Here is a 22,506-nt window from a genome sequence, read left to right as displayed (position 1 = left end):
ACATGAGCGTGGCAAAGTTTGTGGCGGCGAATGGCCGCGAAGCGATGCGCAAGGTGCGCGAGGCCATGGGCCCTGACGCCGTGGTGCTGTCCAACCGTACCGTCGAGGGTGGCGTGGAGATCGTCGCGATGCGCGATACCGATCTCGGCGCGGTGTCGGCCACGGCGATTCAGTACCACGAGCCGGCACCGGTGCATGCCGCGTCGCCGCTGCTCGCTACCGCGTCGCACGACGGCGCGGAGCTGGGTGATCTGCGTGGCGAGCTCGCTTCGATGCGCAATATGCTCGAGCGTCAGTTCGCGGGTTTGTCGGGCGGAGCGCCGGGCGTTGCCGCGGGCGATCCGCTGCGCGAGTCCCTGTTCGAATGGCTCGTCAATGCGGGGTTCTCGGGTCAGTTGTCGCGCACGCTGCTGAGCAAGCTGCCGGTCGGCTACGACCGTCCCGCCGCAATGGCATGGATTCGTCAGGAACTCGCGCGCAAGGTGCCGGTGCTGGCCGACGAGGACGCGCTGTTCGGGCAGGGCGGCGTGCTCGCGCTGATCGGCCCGACCGGCGTCGGCAAGACCACGACCACCGCCAAGCTGGCCGCGCGCTTCGTGCTGCGCCACGGTCCCGAGCAACTCGCGCTGCTGACCACCGACAGCTTCCGGATCGGCGCGCACGAGCAGTTGCGCATCTATGGCGACATCCTCGGCGTGCCCGTGCATGCGGTGAAGGATGCGGCCGATCTGCGTTTCGCGCTCAACGCGATGAAAGACAAGCACCTCGTGATCATCGACACGGTGGGCATGAGCCAGCGCGATCGCAGCCTGTCGGATCAGATCTCGATGCTGGCCGGCGTGCAGGCCCCGGTGCAGCGTGTGCTGGTGCTCAATGGCGCAAGCCACGGCGATACGCTCAACGAGGTGGTGCACGCCTACCGTCATGACGCCGCCCCTAATGCCGGTGCTCATGTACCCGCTCATGTGCCGGGTATCGATGGCTGCATCATCAGCAAGCTCGATGAAGCCACGCACCTCGGCTCGGTGCTCGACGTCGTGATCCGGCATCGCCTGCCGGTGTTCTACGCGTCGACCGGCCAACGCGTGCCCGAGCACCTCGAACTCGCGCAGGGCGCGGCGCTGATCGAGCGCGCGTTCCTGACGCCGCGTCGCGGCTCGCTGTTTGCTGACGCCGATGCGGCGCGCCGCCAGGCCGCCGCCGCGGTCGCGGATGAAGACCGCGCGCCGGCTGGTGCCGCCCGTCAGGGTGGCGCGGACGACGTGCTGCGTTCGCTGACCGATAGCGCCAACGCCGTGGGCGTGTGCGTGGAAGAACTCAATGGTCCGCAGTACGGTTTCGACCTCGCGCGTTCGCTGTGGCAGCAGCGCGCGATGGGTGCTCCGGCCCTGCGTCAGGCCGCGCAGCAAGTACGTTTGACGATGTGCCGCGATGCCGCGCGCGCCTGCGATCGTTATGTCCTCGCCGTGACCAACACTGCCACGCTACCGGCACAGGGCCGCCGCGCGCCGCAGCTGCTGCAGCAGACGCTGTGGCTGGCTGACCGCGATGGCATGCCGCTGGCCACGACCTTCGTGCCGTCGTCGCGCGCCCGTCAGTCGCTCGCGGAAGCGGAAGCCGAGGCCGAAGCCAGCACCGTACGCGCGACGCTTGCCGCCGCGCGCACCATCGTCAATCTGTATGCATCGCTGCCGACCACGACCACGCTGGCGCGCTGGCAGCAGACTGGCGAACGCTGGGTGGCGGGCATGCGCAAGACCACGCGCGTGATTGCCAACGGCGTAGCCAACAAGCTGGACACCATTGCCGATACGCTGACGTTCCATGCGATCGGCGAACAGCCGTGGCGCGATCGCGAAGCCGTGCTCTGGCTCGGCCAGTGCATGGTGCGCGTGCCCGAAGGTCAGGTGCGTACCGCCGCGCGTGTGCGCACCGACGGCTCGGACGCCGGCATCGAGGCTTGCCTCGTAGTTTCGCGTCTGGTCGATCGCGACTCGGGCGAGATGCTCGCCACCGCGTACGTGCTGTGCGACGCCGCACTCGCCGACGACGCCGCGCAGGTCGCACGGTGGTCGCGCTGGGTCGATGCCGCCGACGAACAGTTCCGCACGCTGCGCCACGCCGCCGAGCATTTCGCGCAGGAAGCCGGACGCCCTGACGATGCACCGGAAGGCGATGCCGCGACTTACGCCAACCTGGTTTCGATCCAGCTCGGCCTGACCACGCTGCGCCTGCAACATACGCCAAGCCCGACCGCGCCGGCCTTCCTGTCGCGTCTGGCTGGCCGCGCGCTGGCGCGCGTCAATGCGCCAGTGCAGGGCACTGTGCTCAACGAAGGCATGAGCCGCCTGCTCGCGCTGCTCGATGTGCTGGAGAACTACCCGGGTCGTTCGCTGGCAGCACCGGTGGCGGAAGCGGCAGCGCCGCAATCCACCGCGCTGGCCGCGACGCAGTTCGCACGTTCGATGGATGCCGAATCGGCCGATGCCATGCAGATGGCATCGCTGGGAGAGTAAGCCTTGTCCAGCTTGTCTATGCTCGGTTCCGATCAGGCCGAAAGCCTGCGCCGCATGCTGGCGCCGCGCGTGACGCGGCGCATCGCGGTGGTGGCCAGCGAGCCCGGCGCGGGCGCGACGACCGTCGCGCTTGGACTGTCGAACGCACTGGCGCTGCAGGGCGAGCGCGTGTTGTTGGTCGATGAGGACCGTCAGGGCGCGCGTGCCACACGGCTGGCCGGCGCCACGCCGAAGGCGTCGCTGGCCGATGTGCTGGCAGGCCGCATGCCGCTGGCCGAGGCGCTGGGCACGCGTCCCGCGAGCGGACTGGCGGTGCTCGAGGCCGGCAACATGATGGCGGATATCGCCATGGATGGCCACGAAGGTCGCGATGGTCGGGCACTGGCAGACCTGCGCACCGTGGTCATCGATGCGCGTGCCGCGCAGGACGGTTCGCTGTCGCCGCTGGCTGGCGCTGCGCACAACTTCGTGATCGTGATGCGGCCCGATGCCACATCGATCACAGCCGCTTATGCATGCATCAAGCGGCTGCATCATCAGTATGCGTGCCGGCGCTTCCATCTGGTCGTCAATATGGCGAGCAGCGAGGCGGCGGTCACGGCAATCACCGGGAATCTGGCGCGCACGGCGGGTCAGTACCTCGGTGTGGAAGCGAGCAGTGCGGGCGCGTTACCAGTTGATCCACTGGTCGTGCGTGGTCTGCACCTCGGACGTTGCGTGGTGGAGGCCTTTCCGGCCGCCGCGGCCACCACGGCGTTGCGTCGCATGGCTGGTGCCATCAATGGCTGGCCCCTGCGAACCGAAACGGCAGTACCGCGAAGCATGGCAGCGGCCATGCCCGCGTAAAAACAACTAGAAGTCATCGAGAAACAGACGACCCAATAGCTGGCTGGCGCATCGAAGATGTGCCGGCACAAAAACCAGGCATTAAACCGAGAGTTCCACCATGTATACGATTCAGGGAAAGCTCGAACAGGCAGACGTGGTCAAGTCACACGCGCCCCTGGTTCGACGCATCGCGTTGCAACTGGCGGCCAAGCTTCCGGCCAGCGTCCAGATCGACGACCTGATCCAGGCCGGCATGATCGGTCTGCTCGATGCGGCCAAGCGCTATGAAGACAATCACGGCGCCCGCTTCGAAACCTATGCGAGTCAGCGCATCCGTGGCGCCATGCTCGACGAGGTGCGCGCCAACGACTGGCAATCCCGAAGTCTGCGGCAGTTCACGCGCCGCATCGAACGAACGCAGCGCGGCCTCGAGCAGAAGCTCGGCCGCACGCCCGTCGATTCCGAAGTGGCCGCCGAGATGGAGCTGCCGCTCGAGGAATACCAGCAACTGCTGAACGAGGTGTACGGCTGTCAGCTGTTGCACTACGAGGATTTCGAGCGCTCGGGCGAGGAAGATTTTCTCGACCGCCACCTCGGTGTGACCGACGACGCGAATCCGCTCAAGGTGCTGATGGAGAGCGGCATGCGCGAGGCGCTGATCCGCGCGATCGACAAGCTGCCGGAGCGGGAAAAGCTGGTGCTGTCGCTGTGCTACGACCAGGAACTCAACCTGCGCGAAATTGGCGCGGTGCTCGAGGTAACCGAGTCGCGCGTATGCCAGATCCGCAGTCAGGCCATCACGCGCCTGCGCAACCAGCTGCGCGGACTGCTGTGATGCGACGGCCGACCCATGCCTCTACATGCGCGATCGCCATGACCATCGCGGCGGCCCTGCCTGCCTTGCCGGCGCTGGCCGGCCCGGCCGAGGGAATGACCCGCGCCACGCTCGAACTCGGTTCGCGCCACGCATGGAATGCATCGGTGGTCGGCCCCGCCATCACCGGACGAGGGCAGCGCACGGTATCGACGCCCATCCAGCCCACGGCCCTGATGCCGCAGTCGGATGGGGTCATCACGTCGGTCCGCTGGCGCTACAGCTTTACGCGCGTGCCGCCCGTCGATATGCAGGCGTACCTCTGTAATGCCGAGCGCTGCGTCATGCTGCCTTCGCCCGAAGGCAAGACCGACGCATTCGGCGGTGATGATGCCGCCAAGGGCTTTGTCTTCGCGTTCCGCGTGCCGGGGCAGGGCATTCTGCCCGTGCTGCAGGGGCGCAGCAACGAGGTCACGGTCAACTATCGCTGACCTTCGACCTGCCCGAGCGGCAGCGTCAGGCGGGCTTCGAGTCCGCCGGTATGCCGATTCTCGAGTTGAAGGTCACCACGCATCGCCAGCGCGAGACGTCGGGCAATCGCAAGGCCGAGCCCGCTACCAGGTGCACGCGTCGCGGTGGCTGGCGCCCGATACCAAGCCGCAAATACCGCTTCCATGTCGGCCGGCGCGATGCCGGGCCCGGAGTCCTGCACCGCGAGTTCAACGCGTTGCGCATGCACGCGCACGCATAGCTGCACATGGCTACCGTAATGCAGGGCATTGTCGATCAGATTGACCAGCACGCGGCGCAGCGCGTGCGGGCAGGTAATCACGGGCTGGCCCACCCGGCCCTGCAGCGCGATCGAACGACCGGTATCGCGATAATCCTCGATAAGCCGATCGAGCAGGCCATCGGCATCCACACGTCGCATCGGTTCAGTGGCGCTGCGGCGTAGCCGCGCGCAGGCCAGGCTCGCTTCCACGAGGTCGCGCATCTCGGTCAGGTCGCGTGTCATGGCGCGATGCATGTCTTCGTCGTCGAGCAGGTCGCAGCGCAGACGCATGCGCGTGAGCGGCGTGCGCAGGTCGTGCGTATAGGCCGCCAGTACTTCGAGTAGCTCCGCTTCGCGTTGCGCATTGCGAGTGCGGCAACCGTTGATCGCGCGCGCAAGCCTGGCGATGACGGCAATGCCGGTTTCCGGCAGCACGGGCGGATTGCCCTCGCCGCCGTGAAGTTCGATGGCGTTGGCCAGTCGCGCGATCGCCAGATGTTGCACGAGTGCGTGCCGCGCGAGCATGGCCACTAGCAGGCAAAGGCCGATCAGCGTGACCGCGGTCATTTCGGGCAGGTCGGGATGAAATTGCATGGTGATCTCCTCATGCCGCGAATGGATCAGTCGGCATGGTAGGGATGACACCACGGCGCGCGACGGCGCACCAGCAAACGAGGGTTCGCGGACCCCTTACCAAAGTGTGAGTGGGCTACGCGAGATGGCGGAAAAACCGGATCAGCGGGCCGTGTTGCCGTGGCCGAGCATCTGCATCTTGTGCATGAGGTCGGCCACCGAGCAGGCGTCCATCTTGCGCATGGCCTGTCCGCGATGGAGCTTGGCCGTGATCAGCGCGATGCCCATCACGTCGGCGATCTGCTTGTTCATGAGGCCCTTTGCCACGAGCTCCAGCACCTCGCGCTCGCGCGGTGTCAGCGACTCCCATCGTGCGCGCAGGTGCTTGAGCGAACGTTCGATCTCGAGCCGTGCCGCGTCTCGCTCGATCGCGGAGACCACGGCGTCGATCATGTCCTGGTCGCGAAACGGCTTGGCGAGAAAATCCACCGCGCCGGCCTTCATCGCCTTGACGCTCATGGCGATGTCGCCATGCGCGGTCATGAAGATGATCGGCATATGCGACTCGCCGCTGTCGGCCAGTGACTTCTGAAATGAAAGTCCGCTCTGGCCGCGCAGCCGCACGTCGAGCACGAGGCAAGACGGGGTCTCCGGCGGCCGCGGCGCGGCCAGGAACTCTTCGACCGAGCCGAACGCGCGCACTTCCAGATGAATGGACCGCAGCAGGCTGCTCAGCGCGCCGCGCACGAGGTCGTCATCGTCAACGATATATGCGACGCGCGCCTCGGTAACGGCGGGCGCGCCATGCGTATTGCGGGACGATGAGGTGTTGGGCATTGAGCGATAAACGGACGATAGACGGCATGAACCGGATGTGTGAATCCGGCCTGCAACGGTATCAGAAGCGGACCAAGTTGGTCACGCCACGTGTGCAGACCCTTGCCTGGGCAAAGATTCCGTCGCCTGCTGCATGTCCCTACGCTCGTACGTGCCCTCGGCTCAGGACGCCGAGGGCCGTATGGGTTCAACCCGCCGCGAGCTGTACGCCTGCTGCCGGGTTCTGCGACTTGCCGTCGCGGCCATACATTTCGTTGGGCTCGGTGCCGCCCTGCCGCAGGACCTGAATGGCTTCCTGCGTAAATTCGAGATGGGCGTCCACGATGGCGCCGTTCACCTCGTTCGATTCCTTCGCCTTGTGCGCGAAGAACACGATCTTGCGCCATGCGTCGGCGACGGTGGGATCCACCTGGCGGCCAATCAGCAAACCGCCTTCGCCCACGCGCAGACCCAGCGCGATCATCTGCGCCTCACGCGCGGCAGTTTCGCGCGAGAGTGCCTGACCCAGTGCCACCTTCCGGCTGAGCAGTTCGCTCAGCGCCTGGAAGTCGTTGCGCTTCAGTGCGTCGCGCTCTTCTGCGAGGGCACGGCCAAACGCCAGGATGGCATCGGATTCACGCTTCAGTGTCTGGATCAGGGCTTGTTGGGTCATATCAGCTAGGTAGGTTGAGTATCGCCCTGGGAGAGCTCACGCAGGGACGCGAGCAGGCCGTCGGCGATCTTGCTGGGATCGATCTTGATCCGCCCCTCGGCGATGGCCTGGCGAATCTCCTCGACCTTGGCGGTATCGATATCGTCGTCGGTATCGTTGACCAGACGATTGGCGATCTCGCGAACGTGCGCGGCCAGCGGGCTCACGCGCACGCCGGTCAGCGCGGCCGGATCCTGCGGGGTCGCGCCGGCAGCCGCCGGGCGGGCCGCGTCGCCGGCAGCGTTGTCCGCCGGCCTGGTCGAGGTGGATTGATTGATCTTCACGGGGTATTCCTTGCTGGTTTCCTCTGACTTAACGGACGGGCAATCGCAGAACTTTAGGGTTGCGAAGTGCCTGAACGTACGCTTTCCCATACTTTTTGGGGGAGGCGTGCGCATTCTCGCATGCCGTCCCTAAAGCCGGGGTTGTGCGGGTACTACATCAGCGATTCCAGCAACTACATCAGTCTTCTTCGTATAAAAAACGTTGCGATCGTTATTGCTGCAAAACGACCGTATCAGCGCTGCGGACGATGCCGTTCACCACCTGACCGCTGCGCAGGCGCACCTGCACCGACGTGCCCGTGGCGGCATCGGCCAACACCTTGCCTTCGCTGGTGAGTTGGAACGCGTCGCCCTCTACGGCCACGGTCACGGTCTGGCCGGAACGGACCGAAATGGCTTTCCGCATCAAATCGGTGCGCATCGGCGAACCCGCGGCGATGCGGTTGGCCGCCACGGCACCCATCACCTGCGACGGGTCCGTGACCACGGCGCGCGGCAGCGCGGCCAGATCGCCCTGGCGCAGCTCGAGATCTGCCGGATCGATCGGCTCGCCCGGTGCCATGGCGCGCGCGGCTACGTAATAGTCGGTCAGCACGGACACCCGCGCCTGGATATAGCGCGTCCACGGCCGGTCGCCGCCGCAGCGTACGCCGACGTTGACGCGGCCCCACGGCGCCGAGCCCGCCGGCAGGAACGGATCGGGTGATACACAGTCCGGCGCGCGGCCGCCCGAAGGCGGAATCACCTGCACGCTGACCTTGCCTGGCAAGCCGACGGCCTGACGCAGCAGGAATTGTTCGACCGCGCCGCGGACGGGATCTTCCGGAAAAGGATTGGGCGCCGATGGATTCTGCACCGGTGTCACCTGCGCGGGAGCGGCTTGCGCAACGGAGAGAAACGGCGGCACCAAGGCAAGCCCGACCAGCGCTAGCAGCCTGGCAGCCAATTGAAAACGAGTCATGTGAAGCATCCCAGCAAGGATGAGTACGTGGGGCAATTGTAGGCAGCCTCACGCGAGAGCGCGGCGCGAATTGCGCGGATTTCCCATCCCTATTCGAACGATTGGCTCGACAACCCGGCCCCTAAGATGGCAACCCTGAAGAAGCCCCCTCTTGACCGTACGCGTCCGGAACGGGGTGTCTCTCCCTGAAGCTAAAGGCAGACAGACATGATCGACAGACTCGATGCGGCATTGCGCTTCCAACAGGATGCGCTGAGCTTGCGGACCCAGCGGCAATCGGTGATTGCTTCCAACATTGCCCACGCGGACACGCCGGGCTACAAGGCACGCGACTTCGATTTCGCGAGCAAGTTGTCCGAATCGGTGGAACGCGGCCGGCGCAACGAGGGCCTGTCGCTCTCCACCACGCAGACGCGTCACCTGCCCGCGCAGGCGCCGGCGTCGAATGACGACGACCTGCAGTACCGCATTCCGTTGCAGTCGAGCATCGACGGCAACACTGTGGAAATGGACACCGAGCGCGTCGCGTTCGCTGACAACACCGTGCACTACGAGATGGGCCTCACGGTGGTCAGCGGCAAGATCAAGACGATGCTCGCCGCGATTCAGAGCTAAGAATCGAGAGCCAAGGAGCTAGCGAATGCCTTCGATGAATATCTTCGACGTGTCGGGTTCCGCCATGGCGGCCCAGTCGCAACGCATGAACGTGACGGCGTCCAACCTCGCCAACGCGGACAGCGCGGTGGCGCCCAACGGCCAGCCGTATCGCGCCAAGCAGGTGATCTTTGGCATGGCGCCGACGCCGGGTCAGAGCGATGTGGGCGGCGTGCAGGTGGAAGGCGTGATGGAAGACCCATCGCCGGCGCGGAAGATCCACAACCCCGCGCATCCGCTGGCCGATGCCAATGGCTACGTAACGATGCCGAACGTGAACCCCGTGGAGGAGATGGTCAACATGATCTCCGCCTCGCGTTCGTATCAGGCCAACGTCGAGGTGCTCAACACCGCGAAGACCATGATGCTCAAGACGCTGACCATCGGTCAGTGATGTGAACGAATTTCTCTCCAGAACTAGCCGAGAACAACAATGACTTCGACTTCGAGCGTTGGCAACGACACCGCAGCCCTCAACAGCGCCCTTGCTGGCGGCAGCGCAAGCGCGGCAGACATCCAGAGCAACTTTCTGAAGATGCTGGTCACGCAGATGAACAACCAGGATCCGCTCAATCCGATGGACAACTCGCAGCTGACTTCGCAGCTCGCGCAGATCAGCACGGTGAGCGGCCTGCAGAACGTCAACTCGACGCTGAACGCGCTGCTGTCGCAGACCGCGGCCAGCCGCGCGCTGGACTCCGCGAACCTGATCGGCCACACCGTGATGGTGCCGGGCGCCAAGGTCAACGTGGACGAAGGCGTGCCGGGCAAGATCGGCGTGGACATTCCGAGCACTGCGGATTCGGTACAGGTGCAGGTGCTGGACGCGAACGGCAATGTGGTTCGCACCATCGATATGAAGGGCCAGACCGCGGGCGTGCACGACATCGCGTGGGACGGCAAGAACGACCAGGGCGGCACGGTGCCCGACGGCGAATACAAGTTCAAGGTCACGGCTACTGCCGCTGGCAAGGACGTGGGTCCGATCGCACTGGTCTTCGGCAAGGTGCAAGGCATCAGTGGCGACAGCACCGGTGTGCTGGTCAACCTCGAAGACGGTACCACCGCCAACGTGGACGACGTCCGCCGCATCTCGTAAGTCGGTTTCAGATTCTTCACCCGGTCCGCATACGAGTGCGGGCAGATATCGAAAGACAGCCTTAAAAGGGGAAAGTCATGGGTTTTGGTCAAGGGGTAAGCGGTCTTAACGCCGCGGCGTCCAACCTGGACGTGATCGGCAACAACATCGCCAACGCGAACACGGTTGGCTTCAAGGCCTCGACGGCGCAGTTCGCCGACGTCTACGCCGGTTCGAAGATCGGTCTGGGCGTGCGCGTGAACTCGGTGGTGCAATCGTTCGGTAACGGCAATATCGCCGCGTCGGGGCGCAATCTCGATACCGCCATCAGCAACGGCAACGGCTTCTTCCGCCTCGTCAATGAAGAAGGCCAGGTCTACTACTCGCGCAACGGCCAGCTGCAGCAGCTGCCGGACGGCCGTCTGGTCAACGCCAGCGGCCTGCAGGTGACGGGCTACCCGGCTGGTCAGACCACGGGTGTGCCGCAGCCGATCACGATCAGCAACGCGCAACTGCCGCCGCAGGCGAGCACGCAGATCACCGCGCAGTTCCAGCTGGACTCGCGCAGCACCGTGCCGACCACCGCGTTCGCCACGACGCCGGCCGCGCCGCCGGCCCCGGCCGTGCTGCCGACCAAGGACATGTACAACTACACCACGCCGATTACGACGTACGATTCGCTCGGCAACAAGGTGCAGCTGACCGCGTACTTCTCGAAGTCGGCCGCCGCGCCGACCGTGCCGGGCGGTACCGACTGGACCATGCGCGTACTGGACGCCAACGGCAACATCGTGGCCGGCTCGCCGGTGACGATGTCGTTCGACAACGCCGGTGTGATGCAGTCCACCACGCCGGCCAACCCGGCGCTGACGCTGCCGGCCGCCAATGGCGCCGCCGCGATGAACATGACGCTGAACCTCGCCGGCTCCACGCAGTTCGGCGCCGACAACGATCCGAAGTCGCTGGTGCAGAACGGTTATGCATCGGGCGCGTTGCTTGGCTTCAGCGTGCAGGCAGATGGCAGCATCCAGGGCTCGTACTCGAACGAGCAGACCCGTTCGCTGGGCACCATCGCGCTGGCTGCTTTCGCCAACGCCGAAGGCCTGAAGCCGGAAGGCAACAACGTGTGGTCCGCCACTGGCTCGTCGGGTCAGGAACTGCTCGGCTCGGCCGGCGGTTCGATGGGCACGCTGCAGTCGAACGCCGTGGAACAGTCCAACGTGGACCTTTCCGGCGAACTGGTGAACCTGATCGTGGCGCAACGTAACTACCAGGCCAACGCGCAGACCATCAAGGCGCAGGACACCGTCCTGCAGACCCTGGTGAACATCTGACGCGCGCCGACGGACCGCCATGGATCGCCTGATCTATACCGCCCTCTCGGGCGCCAAGCAGATACTCGACCAGCAGGCCGCGGTATCGAACAACCTGGCCAACGCCTCCACGCCGGCATTCCGCGCGCAGATCAACATGTATCGCGCGGTGCCGGTCACGGGGCCGGAAACGCAGACCCGTTCCTTCACGCTCGCATCCACACCGGGCGCGGACATGAAGGCGGGCCCGCTCACCTACACCGGCCGCGATCTGGATGTCGCGTTCACGGGCAACGGCTGGCTGGCAGTGCAACTGCCGGACGGCTCCGAAGCCTACACGCGTGCTGGCTCGCTGCAGGTGTCGGCCGACGGCCAGTTGCAGACCTCCACGGGTCTGCAGGTGCTCGGCGAAGGCGGTCCGATGGCGGTTCCGCAGAACGCACAGCTGACCATCGGCAGCGATGGCAGCGTGGTGGCGCGGGGCCCGGGCGATCAGCCCAATGGCCTCGCGCAGATTGGCCGCATTCGCGTGGTCAACGCACCGCCCGATTCTCTCGCGCGTGGCGACGACGGTCTGTTCCGTCTGCGCCAGGGCGCGGACCCGCTGCAGGCGGACCCGAGCGTGAAAGTCGTCTCGGGCGCGCTGGAAGGCAGCAACGTGAATCCCGTGGAAGCGATGGTGGACATGATCGCCAACGCGCGCCGCTTCGAGATGCAAATGAAGATGATCTCCGGCGTGGATTCGAACGACCAGCGCGCGAACTCGCTGCTGGGCAACAACTGACGCGCGCAGCAGCCGCCACGCTCACCACAGATACACAAGGAACAACATGATCCGCTCTCTTTGGATTGCCAAGACCGGTCTCGATGCGCAGCAGACGCAGATGGACGTGATCTCGAACAACCTGGCCAACGTGGCAACCACGGGCTTCAAGCGCAGCCGCGCGGTGTTCGAGGAACTGATGTACCAGACGATCCGCCAGCCTGGCGCGCTGTCGTCCGACCAGACCGTGCTGCCCTCGGGCATGCAGCTGGGTACCGGTGTGCGTCCCGTCGCCACGGAACGTATCCACACGCAAGGCAACCCGCAACAGACCGGCAACTCGCGCGATGTCGCGATCATCGGCCAGGGCTTTTTCCAGGTCACCATGCCGGACGGCACCACGTCGTACACGCGTGACGGTTCGTTCCAGGTGGACCCGAACGGCCAGCTGACCACGTCGAGCGGCTTCGTGCTGAACCCGGCCATCACGCTGCCGGCCAACTACACCTCGCTGACCGTCGCGCGCGACGGTACCGTGACCGTGACCACGCCGGGCCAGACCAATGCGGTCAATGTCGGGCAGATCCAGCTGGCCACGTTCCCGAACCCGACCGGCCTCGAAAGCCTGGGCGAGAACATGTACGCGCAGACCGACGCGTCGGGCGCGCCGAACACGTCGGTGCCCGGCCTGAACGGCGCCGGCACGCTGCAGGGCGGCTATGTGGAATCGTCCAACGTGAACGTGGTGGAAGAGCTGGTCAGCATGATCCAGACCCAACGCGCTTACGAGATCAACAGCAAGGCCGTGCAGACGTCTGACCAGATGCTGCAGCGCCTGACCCAGATGGGATGATGATCATGAATCAAGCCACCATGGTGTCCCGCATGGGCACGTTCGCGCTGTATTGCCTGGCCGGCATCGCCGTGCTGGCCGCCGGTGGCTGCGCGTTGATTCCCAAGGAGCCGCTGGTGCAGTTGCCGACCTCCGCGCGCGCCGAGCAACGCAACGTGATGGCACCGTCCGGCTCCATCTTCCAGGCGTCGTACGCGGGCAATCCGTTGTTCGAGGATCGTCGCCCGCGCAACGTCGGCGACATCCTGACGATTGTGATCAACGAGAACGTCAACGCCACCAAGGCCTCGGGAACCAACGCAAGCCGTACGGGTAACACCGCACTCGCGTTCAACGCGGTGCCCAAGGCGTTTGGCGGGCTGTTCAGCTCGTCACAGAACGCCGACATCAGCGGTGCCAACGGCATGAAGGCCAGCGGCGGCGCGTCGGCGGCCAACACATTCAACGGCACCATCACCGTTACCGTGCTCGAGGTCATGCCGAACGGTTATCTGGTGGTGTCCGGCGAAAAGCAGATGGCCATCAATCAGGGAGCGGAGTTCATTCGCTTCTCGGGTGTGGTCAATCCGCGCACGATCACCGGCGACAACGCAGTGCCGTCCACGCAAGTGGCGGATGCGCGCATCGAGTACACCGCCAAGGGGTATATCGACGAAGTGCAGAACATGGGCTGGCTCCAGCGCTTCTTCCTCAATGTCTTACCGTACTGATCCCGCCATGCTTTTGCCTCCGACGCATCTCCAGAAGCCGGGCTCGCCGTTGGGCATCCCGCCCGGCCTGTTCTCCCGCGCGGGTCACCCTGCCGGTCGCCCCACCGGTCGCCCCGTCGATCGCGCGGTCTTCCTTGCGGCACTGACGAGCGTGCTGATCTTCGCGCTGATGGTGGCATTGCTGCTCGGCGCGAGCATGGGCAGCGCGCGCGCCGAGCGCCTGAAGAACCTGGTGAACTTTCAGGGTGTGCGTGACAACCCGCTCGTCGGCTATGGCCTGGTCGTAGGCCTGGACAACACCGGCGACCAGACCACGCAGACGCCGTTCACCACGCAAAGCTTGACCAACATGCTGTCCCAGCTCGGCATCACGTTGCCGGCGGGCCGCAACATGCAGCTCAAGAACGTGGCCGCGGTGATGGTCACCGCCACGCTGCCGCCGTTCGCGCAGCCGGGCAGCCAGCTCGACGTGGTGGTGTCGTCGATGGGTAATGCCAAGAGCCTGCGCGGCGGCACGCTGCTGATGACGCCGCTCAAGGGGGCTGACGGTCAGGTCTACGCGATCGCGCAGGGCAACATGCTGGTCGGCGGCGCGGGTGCCTCGGCCAATGGCAGCAAGGTGCAGGTCAACCAGCTCGCGGTGGGCCGTATCGCCAACGGCGGTGTGGTCGAGCGCGCGGTGCCGTCGTTCCAGCCCGAAGGCGGCTACCTGAACCTCGAACTCAAGGACACGGACTTCGGCACGGCAGAGCGCGTGATCGAGGCCATCAACCGCACCATGGGCCCCGGCGTGGCACAGGCTGTCGATGGCCGCGTGGTGCAGCTGCGCACGCCGCAGACGCCCACCGAGCGCGTGAACTTTCTTGCGCGCATCGAGAACATCGACATCACGCGCGCGCGCGGCCCCGCCAAGGTCATCCTCAACGCACGCACCGGTTCCATCGTGATGAACCAGGCCGTGACGGTAGAAGACTGCGCGATCGCGCATGGCAACCTTTCCATCGTCATCAACACGCAGCCGGTGATCAGTCAGCCCGCGCCGTTCAGTGGCGGACAGACGGTGGTCGCACCGGTATCGCAGATCGACCTCAAGCAGGGCGGCGGTTCGCTGCAGATCGTCAAGGCCGGCGCCTCGCTGGCGGCGGTGGTCAAGGGCCTGAACGCACTGGGCGCGACGCCGGCCGATCTGCAGACGATTCTCGAAGCGATGCGCGCATCTGGCGCGCTGCGCGCGGAACTGGAGATCATCTGATGGCGCTGGACACCGCCGCTGGCGATATCTCGCAACGCTTCGCGCTCGATACGCAGGGTTTCGAGGCGCTCAAGAACCAGGCGCGCGCGGGCAACAACGACCAGACGCTGAAGGCCGCGGCCAAGCAGTTCGAGGCCGTGTTCACGCAGATGGTGCTCAAGAGCATGCGCGACGCCACGCCGCAGGATGGCGTGCTCGACAGCCAGCAGACCAAGCTGTACATGTCGATGATGGACCAGCAGCTGTCGCAGCAGATGTCCGCGCGCGGCGTGGGTCTGGCCGATGTCATGTACCGCCAGCTCGCGCGTGCCGCGGGTGTGCAGGTGCCAGCGGTGACGCCTGGCGTGACCGGCGCTCAGGCCGCCGCCAGCGCGCAGAACGCGCAACTGGCATCAATGCTTGACAGCCGCGGCGCCACCGATGCCGACGGCCCGCCGCCGGTCGGTACCGTATTGCAGGGCGGCTCGTGGAGTCCGGGCACTGGCGTGCGCCAGTATCGGTCCGCGAGCGAATGGCAGGGCGGTCAGACCGACCTCGGCCAGTTGCCCGACGACTCGCCCGCCCATATCAGCGACTTTGTGAACCGCATGTCCGCACCGGCCATGGCGGCTTCCCGCGCCAGCGGCGTCCCGGCCAAGCTGATCGTCGGCCAGGCCGCGCTCGAGTCGGGATGGGGCCGCCGCGAGATCACCAACGCCGACGGCAGCACCACGTTCAACGTGTTCGGCATCAAGGCCGGCGCGAACTGGCGCGGCCCGGTGGCGGAAGTCATGACGACCGAATACGTGGACGGCCAGCCGCAGAAGGTGCGCGCTCGCTTCCGTGCTTATGGCTCGTACGACGAAGCGTGCGCTGACTACGCGCGCCTGCTGACGACCAACCCGCGCTATGCGGGCGTGGTCGCCGCCAACAACGCCGATGAGGCGGCGCATGGCCTGCAACGCGCGGGCTATGCCACCGACCCGGCGTATGGCGAGAAGCTCGTGCGGATCATGAAGAAGGTGTCCACGTAGCCGTCATCGCGCAACGCGGAGACGTTTCGCTCGCCCTTCTCCCGCTATGCGCGAGAAGGGCGTTATCACGCCTGCAATTGACGTCTTCATGCTGGGAATTAGCTTCGAACCGTAATAAACACTAACAAAAAAAGGACCGGAAGCGTCGCTAAAGTCCCGCCGTCCTTTTGCCGTTATCTAGCACATTCACCGCTCTCGGCCGTGTGCCGAGCGTAGCTAAACGATCCGGGGTCAGAGCAAATGTCTCTCTTCAATATCGGTCTTTCGGGCCTGAACGTCGCGCAGAACGCCCTGTCGACGACCGGCCACAACTTCGCGAACGCCGCCACGGCAGGCTACACGCGCCAGAACACCATCATCGCCTCGGCCGGTGGCCAGATCCGCGGCTCCGGCTTCTACGGCCAGGGCTCCAACACGCTGTCCGTGCAACGCGTGTACGACTCGTTCCTGACCAACCAGCTGCGTGGCGCGACCTCCGCCAGCGCGCAGCTGTCGGCATACTCGGATCAGATTTCCCAGATCGACGACCTGCTCGCCGATCAGAAGGGTGGCCTCGCGCCGCTGATGCAGAAGTTCTTCGCCTCCGTGCAGGCTGTGTCCGACACGCCCGCCGACCCGGCAACGCGTCAGGGCATGCTGTCCGCAGCGCAGGCGCTCTCCGGCCAGATCAAGTCCGCCAGCAGCTACTTCAAGCAACTGCAGGACGGTGTGAACCAGCAGATCTCCACCACGGTCGATCAGGTCAACACCTACACCGCGCAGATCGCCAAGCTGAACACCCAGATCACGCGCATGAGCGCGCAGGCTGGCGGCCAGCCGCCCAACGACCTGCTCGACCAGCGCGACCAGCTGGTGCAGGAGCTCAACGGGCTGATCGGCGCCAAGGTCGTGGTGCAGGATGGCGGTACCTCGTACAACATCCTGACCGCCAACGGCCAGCCGCTGGTGATGGGTTCCGATTCGTACAACCTCAAGGCAGTGCAGTCCGCCACCGACGGCAGCCGCACCGAGATCGCCTTCACGCTGCCCAACGGCGCGCTGCAGGAAGCCGATGCTGGCGCGATCAATGGCGGTTCGCTCGGCGGCCTGCTGGCATTCCGCAGCGATACGCTGGACAGCGCGCAGAACTCGATTGGCCGCATCTCGATCGCGCTGGGCCAGGCGTTCAACGATCAGCACAAGCTTGGTGTGGACCTGAACGGCGCGGTCGGCACCGACCTGTTCGCGATTGGCGGCCCGACCGTCTACGGCAAGCAGGGCAACACCGGTACCGCGACGATTTCCGCGCAGATCACCAACTCGGGTGCGCTGACGACCAGCGACTACACGCTGAAGTTCGATGGCACCAACTACTCGCTGCTGCGTAAGTCGGACAACAAGGTGGTGGCCACGGCAGGTGGCGCCGCGCCGATGACGCTCACCGCTGACGGCTTCACCGTGAACGTGGGCGCCGGCATGGCTGCCAACGATTCGTTCGAGATCCAGCCGACGCGCAATGCCGCGGCGAGCTTCGACGTGCTGATCAGCGACCCGGCCAAGATCGCCGCCGCCTCGCCGGCGCGCGCCGATGCCGCTACCGGCAATGCCGGCAACGCTGCAGCCAAGCTGACCAACGTCGCGCAGCCGTTCACACTGTTCACCGGCAAGATCACCGCCACGTGGAACAGCACCACGTCGACCTACACGTTTGCCGATGCCACCGGTACGCCGCTGGCTCCGCAGCCGGTGGGAACGCCGAACGGCCCCAACACGGACTACACGCTCAACGGCATGACGTTCAGCTTCAGCGGCACGCCCGCCAACGGCGACACGATCACGCTGTCGAACAACTCCGGCGCGGTGTCGGACAACGGCAATATGCTGTCGCTGGCCAAGCTGCAGACCGCCAAGACCATCAATGGTGTGGCGAGCTTCAATGACGCGTACGCCCAGCTGGTCAACGACGTTGGCAGCAAGGCGCAATCGATCAAGATCCAGTCCACCTCGCAGGACAGCGTGACTACGCAGATCTACAACTCGCAGCAGTCGATCTCCGGCGTGAACATGGACGAAGAGACCGTCAACATGCTGCAGTTTCAGCAGCTGTATCAGGCCAACGCGCGCGTGATCCAGACGGCGAGCAACATCTTCGACACCCTGATCGGTATCGGTAACTGACGGCAGAACCCACGGAACTGAAGGAACATCGCCATGATTCGCGTAGCCAGCTCCACCCTGTACACCCAGGGCCTGTCGTCGATGAACACCCAGCAGTCCGCGCTTCTGCACGTGCAGCAGCAGCTGGGCACGGGCCGTCGCGTACTGAGCCCCTCCGACGATCCCGTCGCGGCAACCCGCGTGCTCGGCGTCAAACTTGCCGCCTCGGTCAACGGGCAGTACGCCACCTCGCGCAAGCAGGCCAACTCCACGCTCGGACTCGAAGAGAACACGCTGAAGACGGTCACCACGACCATTCAGAATATCCAGACGCTGCTCGTCAACGCCGGTAACGGCACCATGTCCGACACCGATCGCGCCTCGCTGGCCACGGCTCTGCAAGGTCAGTATGACCAACTGCTCGGTCTCGCCAATGCCGACGATGGCAACGGCAACTACCTGTTCGCGGGTCTGCAGAGCAGCACCGTACCGTTCGCGAAGAACGCCGCGGGTGGCGCGGTGTACCAGGGCGATACCGGTCACCAGCTGCTGCAGGTCGATGTGGCCCGTCAGATGCAAGCTGGCAACAACGGCGCGGAGATTTTCCAGAGCGTGACTGCCAACGCTGGCTATGTGTTGCAGGGCAATGCTGCCAATGCGGGTACCGCCACGTACAGCGCGGTGTCGGCTGCCAACCCGGGTGACCCGGCCTATGGCCATTCCTTCACGCTCAATTTCGCGCCGAATGGCGCGGGGCGTATGCAGTACACGATCACCGACAACAGCGCGGTGCCGCCCGTGGTCGGTGCCCCGATCGACTACATCGAAGACACCCCGATCTCGGTGGGCGGCGTGTCGTTCTCGGTCAAGGGCACGCCCGTGACCGGCGACAGCATGACCATCAAGCCCGCGCAGCAAGCCGGCGCGGACATGTTCGCGAACCTGCAGACCGTGATCGACACGCTCAAGCAGCCGATGAACACGGGCACGGACAACGCCAGGCTGCAGAACGTGCTGGCTACCGGCATCCGCCAGTTCTCGAACTCGCTCGACAACGTGCTGACGGTACGCTCGTCGGTGGGCTCGCGCATGCAGGAACTGGACTCGCTCGATACCATCGGCACCAACCGCGACCTGACCAACGAGGCTACGCGCTCCAGCCTGGAAGACCTCGACATCCCGGCGGCGATCAGCGAGTTCTACCAACGCTCGACGGCACTGCAAGGTGCGCAGCAATCGTTCATGCAGATTCAAGGGATGAACCTGTTCCGATTCCTGTAAGAGTGACGCGGGCCTGAGGGCCCTGTTCAATCATTGTGATCTGACAATAAAGTCATGAAATTCGCGACAATAAAGTCGTGAAAATGGTACCTCCCGCCAACCGCGCTGCCTTACTGGGCGCGGGTTTTGCGTCTTTATTGTAAAAGCACCATTGGACCCGCTTAGTCCTGATGCGTTTCCATACGGGCTACTTACTCTGGCCAATGCGTAACGCATAGAGCATCCGAAGTTCGAGACTGTTTTTGCGCTAATCCAGCGTTATGTATGCGGCACGTACGTTCGATCTCGACTTGCGTCCGCGCATGCTCCAGGATTGCCTCTCGCTCACCGATGTCAGATTTTGGCGCGTGAAGTTCCTCGCTTGGGCGCCCCGCGTTCCGATCTTCCCTAGCCATTGCGATCGCAGCCGACACGGTGCTGGGCCGCAACATAGCTGTTAGCACTTCGCATAATAGTTGGTCAGATTGACCCGTCGGATTGCCCAGAAACACTTGGCGGCAGGTGACTAGGCTCTGAATCGCGACTTCGGTGTGTACTCGCGCCGGGTATCTCGAAGAACTGAATACAGCCTTTGTCATCACCCGAAGTGGTCGCCTGCCATGGCGTTCGTCTTCTGGCCGTTTGCCAAGAGAGCCAAGGGCATCGGGTTTTCCGGACCAGCCGAAACCCACTCTATTTTTGATCAATGCAGGAAGGCTTGTACCTCTTGCATCACTGGTTCCCTCAATAACGCCCTGCAAAGCGTAAAGTTGTGAGCGGCCAATAAAGTCTACAAATCCATAACAGTAAAAGCACAACAACGCCGAACTAACCTTCCTGCGCTGCCTTCGGTCATACTGAATCTCGTTGCGACGCCTTGCACAAGCGTCCGTTTGGAAGAGTACGACTTGCGAACGCGATCGTCTTTAGCCAATTCGACTCACCCGACTACGAGCCAGCTGGGTCTCACGGATCTCGACGAAATGTCATTCAGATCGGAAGAAGAAAAGCTAGTTGAGTTCTGTATCGACGTCGCAATGCACGGTGTCGTCGCGCCCCTGAATCACCGCGATGCGAACGTCTTCCGGCTAGCTGCCATGATTCTGCGGCCCAGATTTCCTACCGAGTCGGAAAGGTTGTGGGCTATATGCGAGAACTACTTTTCATTGCATCCCTCCGAACTCATCGAGAGCGCGCAGGTGGTTCGAAATGGGTGGGTGGCAAGCCCTCCACGTTTCCGAGATTTATTGGAGTTCCGATTGAACCACCTTCTGGATCGCTCAAAGCCATCTCATCCAAGCGCGTGACGCCGTACGTTGGACGTATGGCCATCGACCCATTGCGGTCGTTCAAGCCAACAACATGCTGGAACCTGAGATCCGGGCGATAGGAGAGCCCCGAAACGACATCGGCCGCTGTACGCACTTCCTTGGGTGACGCGGCCTAAATGACCGCTATTGGCCGGGAAGCCGATCGAGTCGGGCAGCTGTCCCGCGGGCGGCGACTCACTCTATCCGACTCAAATCGGAAGTTTGGCGGAGCAAGGTCTAAAGCCGTTTCACAGCGATTGTGGTCAGTGGTTGCCGCTCGCTGTCTGCCATTAAGCAGTCATTGAGCTTGGCGACCTTTGCTGACGCTAGAGCTGGCGCGGCACTCCTAAGAGCGTGACCAGTTCAGGTACGCCGATTCGATGTCGGTGGCGGTGACATCTACCGCATCCCTTACGCTCAAGGCTCGCTTCATGATGCACAGGTCGTGACGGAACGCGGGTTGGCCTGAACCGTCGTATATCGCAGGCATCAGCAGGTACGCACCGCTCCGCCGATAGGCGGTCAGAAATCGGTTCAGGTTGACATCGTTCGTCGGAAGCATGGTATGCATGCGAGAAGTGACACTCGACAGGCGTCCATCGTCTCGCACGTTTGACGTGATGATGATCCCGTAATGCGTCGGCTGCTCCGCCGAGAACCTGCGTACAACGCTGATGTAGATCTCTTCGTCCGCGTCCACGTTGCCGAACCGCTCGCGCCAGCGTTCAAAAATCCGCGTCCCAGTCTCGCCGTCCGTGAACATGAGGCCGAACCATGGTGGGGCGTGCGGGCCAACATCGCCATAGGCCGCGCCGATCCATTTCGCACGGTCCCAAAGATGCACGTCGATGACGGATCGAACGCGCATTTCGCGATGGTCATGAATCGCCGGGAGTTCTGACGACCCCTCGTCGTCACCTGCATCCGATTGGTTACGTTGCCTCACTGAGGCCGAGCGCACGATGCGCGGCCTGCTCGCCTGCACGTCGTAGCTCTTGAGTGAATGCTTGTCCCAGTCCGTGAGACGCGCCACGCCACCGAAGATGCGCGCGCGGCTTAGGCAAGAGGATCCGACCATCGCCACGCGATCCCCTGCCGCGTCATTCTCAAACAGACGCGGCAGCGCCTCCTTCGCGTTCTTGATATGGCAGGTGGAAGAGAACACATCCGCAGCCACATCAATCAGCATCTCTTGGAAGGCGCTATACGATGATGCCGGGGTCGGAACGACGCTGCGCGGCCATCGCATAGTCAGTCCGGTTCGATCGTCGTCCATCGATACCGTGTACTCTGAGATATCGGCCTCGGCAATGCGGACGCAGAATCGTTCGATATGGGCCGCGGCTTCGAGCTCATAGGCGGTTGCGAAGAACGCTTCGATGACGCCGGCCACGGCCTCGGCCACCGTGATCGAGGCATCCGTCGCTTCGTGAACCACATCGATGCGGACCCCCAGCACCGAGATTGAGAAGCGCTGCTTGCCCGCAGCGTTGAAAACAGCGGGACGCCATAAAGCGTCCGCAGCCGGTTGGTCTGCCAGCCTATGGAACAGCTCGGTCACCTCGGAGGGCGTCTGCTCGGCAGGGATCGACCCATCGGACCGCAGGAGCTCTTCGTGACCCAATGCATAGAGCAACGCGGTTCGACTGAGGTCGAGTTGCAACCCATCTAAGATGTCGGGCGCCGTTCGGAGCCGATTGAGGTCGGTTTCGCCGAGGTTGATGATCTGGCAGGCGAGCACCCGGTCGAAGTCTCGCAGACGTTCTTGAGCGATTTTTGCGTATTTCGGCCGAACGTGACCGGCCGTTTCGGGATCGTGACCGGTGATTTCGGCAACGTGACCGAGCGAACCGGAAGGCAGGATTGGCGTTGCGCATGACATCAACCA

Annotated in this window: 21 protein-coding genes; 15 read left to right on the top strand and 6 right to left on the bottom strand. The window is 64.2% G+C overall.

What is annotated here, in order from left to right:
- Positions 1–2 precede the first annotated feature (2 nt).
- The 4 genes from flhF (at position 3) to LDO41_RS24085 (ending at position 4,649) form a co-directional block, all read left to right on the top strand.
- Positions 3–2,516 carry a flagellar biosynthesis protein FlhF gene (gene flhF / locus LDO41_RS24100; RefSeq protein WP_223992898.1) on the top strand — a complete coding sequence of 838 codons (2,514 nt, stop codon included), beginning with the start codon at positions 3–5 and terminating at the stop codon, positions 2,514–2,516.
- 12 nt (positions 2,517–2,528) lie between these two features.
- A complete protein-coding gene (locus LDO41_RS24095; protein ID WP_223993412.1) occupies positions 2,529–3,362 on the top strand; it encodes a MinD/ParA family ATP-binding protein in 834 nt (277 codons plus the stop codon).
- Positions 3,363–3,462: 100 nt separating this feature from the next.
- Positions 3,463–4,179, top strand: coding sequence for an RNA polymerase sigma factor FliA (locus tag LDO41_RS24090; RefSeq protein WP_223992897.1), 717 nt, complete (start codon positions 3,463–3,465; stop codon positions 4,177–4,179).
- 95 nt (positions 4,180–4,274) lie between these two features.
- Positions 4,275–4,649 (top strand): flagellar protein FlhE, encoded by a 375-nt coding sequence (locus tag LDO41_RS24085; protein ID WP_223993410.1) that lies wholly within the window; start codon positions 4,275–4,277, stop codon positions 4,647–4,649.
- Here LDO41_RS24085 and LDO41_RS24080 read toward each other — a convergent pair.
- The 5 genes from LDO41_RS24080 to flgA form a co-directional block, all read right to left on the bottom strand.
- Entirely contained in the window at positions 4,640–5,524 is an 885-nt protein-coding gene (locus LDO41_RS24080) for a sensor histidine kinase (protein WP_223992895.1), read from the bottom strand. The two genes, LDO41_RS24085 and LDO41_RS24080, sit on opposite strands and share 10 nt — an antisense overlap.
- A gap of 141 nt (positions 5,525–5,665) precedes the next feature.
- A complete protein-coding gene (locus LDO41_RS24075) occupies positions 5,666–6,340 on the bottom strand; it encodes a response regulator transcription factor (protein ID WP_223992893.1) in 675 nt (224 codons plus the stop codon).
- Positions 6,341–6,527: 187 nt separating this feature from the next.
- Entirely contained in the window at positions 6,528–6,992 is a 465-nt protein-coding gene (locus LDO41_RS24070) for a flagella synthesis protein FlgN (protein WP_223992892.1), read from the bottom strand.
- A 5-nt stretch (positions 6,993–6,997) separates the two neighbouring features.
- A complete protein-coding gene (gene flgM / locus LDO41_RS24065; protein ID WP_223992891.1) occupies positions 6,998–7,315 on the bottom strand; it encodes a flagellar biosynthesis anti-sigma factor FlgM in 318 nt (105 codons plus the stop codon).
- A gap of 211 nt (positions 7,316–7,526) precedes the next feature.
- On the bottom strand, positions 7,527–8,276 hold the full coding sequence (gene flgA, locus LDO41_RS24060) for a flagellar basal body P-ring formation chaperone FlgA (protein WP_223992888.1): 750 nt from the start codon (positions 8,274–8,276) through the stop codon (positions 7,527–7,529).
- Between the two features lie 207 nt (positions 8,277–8,483).
- Between flgA and flgB the strand changes: the two genes are divergently transcribed.
- The 11 genes from flgB to flgL all read left to right on the top strand — a co-directional run bounded on the left by flgB (position 8,484) and on the right by flgL (position 19,329).
- Entirely contained in the window at positions 8,484–8,891 is a 408-nt protein-coding gene (gene flgB, locus LDO41_RS24055; RefSeq protein WP_223992887.1) for a flagellar basal body rod protein FlgB, read from the top strand.
- Positions 8,892–8,916: 25 nt separating this feature from the next.
- Entirely contained in the window at positions 8,917–9,324 is a 408-nt protein-coding gene (gene flgC, locus LDO41_RS24050; protein WP_223992886.1) for a flagellar basal body rod protein FlgC, read from the top strand.
- Positions 9,325–9,363: 39 nt separating this feature from the next.
- Positions 9,364–10,029 (top strand): flagellar hook assembly protein FlgD, encoded by a 666-nt coding sequence (locus tag LDO41_RS24045; RefSeq protein ID WP_223992879.1) that lies wholly within the window; start codon positions 9,364–9,366, stop codon positions 10,027–10,029.
- Between the two features lie 77 nt (positions 10,030–10,106).
- Entirely contained in the window at positions 10,107–11,342 is a 1,236-nt protein-coding gene (flgE, locus tag LDO41_RS24040; protein WP_223992871.1) for a flagellar hook protein FlgE, read from the top strand.
- A gap of 19 nt (positions 11,343–11,361) precedes the next feature.
- A complete protein-coding gene (gene flgF / locus LDO41_RS24035) occupies positions 11,362–12,105 on the top strand; it encodes a flagellar basal-body rod protein FlgF (RefSeq protein WP_223992869.1) in 744 nt (247 codons plus the stop codon).
- Between the two features lie 46 nt (positions 12,106–12,151).
- A complete protein-coding gene (gene flgG / locus LDO41_RS24030) occupies positions 12,152–12,937 on the top strand; it encodes a flagellar basal-body rod protein FlgG (RefSeq protein WP_223992867.1) in 786 nt (261 codons plus the stop codon).
- Positions 12,938–12,942: 5 nt separating this feature from the next.
- Positions 12,943–13,647 (top strand): flagellar basal body L-ring protein FlgH, encoded by a 705-nt coding sequence (gene flgH, locus LDO41_RS24025; protein ID WP_223992864.1) that lies wholly within the window; start codon positions 12,943–12,945, stop codon positions 13,645–13,647.
- Between the two features lie 7 nt (positions 13,648–13,654).
- Positions 13,655–14,899 carry a flagellar basal body P-ring protein FlgI gene (locus tag LDO41_RS24020; protein WP_290370914.1) on the top strand — a complete coding sequence of 415 codons (1,245 nt, stop codon included), beginning with the start codon at positions 13,655–13,657 and terminating at the stop codon, positions 14,897–14,899.
- Positions 14,899–15,912: a flagellar assembly peptidoglycan hydrolase FlgJ gene (gene flgJ, locus LDO41_RS24015; protein ID WP_223992863.1), complete on the top strand. Its 1,014-nt coding sequence runs from the start codon at positions 14,899–14,901 to the stop codon at positions 15,910–15,912. The genes LDO41_RS24020 and flgJ overlap by 1 nt, the downstream gene beginning before the upstream one ends.
- Before the next feature lie 240 nt (positions 15,913–16,152).
- Positions 16,153–18,069: a flagellar hook-associated protein FlgK gene (flgK, locus tag LDO41_RS24010; protein WP_223992861.1), complete on the top strand. Its 1,917-nt coding sequence runs from the start codon at positions 16,153–16,155 to the stop codon at positions 18,067–18,069.
- A 36-nt stretch (positions 18,070–18,105) separates the two neighbouring features.
- A complete protein-coding gene (gene flgL, locus LDO41_RS24005) occupies positions 18,106–19,329 on the top strand; it encodes a flagellar hook-associated protein FlgL (protein ID WP_223993406.1) in 1,224 nt (407 codons plus the stop codon).
- 1,635 nt (positions 19,330–20,964) lie between these two features.
- Here the strand turns inward: flgL and LDO41_RS24000 are convergent.
- Positions 20,965–22,506: hypothetical protein (locus LDO41_RS24000; RefSeq protein ID WP_223992859.1), on the bottom strand; the 1,542-nt coding region annotated here is incomplete at its 5' end.

Origin of the sequence: Cupriavidus pampae (assembly GCF_914271485.1) — a bacterium.
GTDB lineage: Bacteria > Pseudomonadota > Gammaproteobacteria > Burkholderiales > Burkholderiaceae > Cupriavidus > Cupriavidus pampae.
Note: the sequence above shows the minus strand (reverse complement) of the source record. Positions and strands in the feature narration are given on the sequence as shown.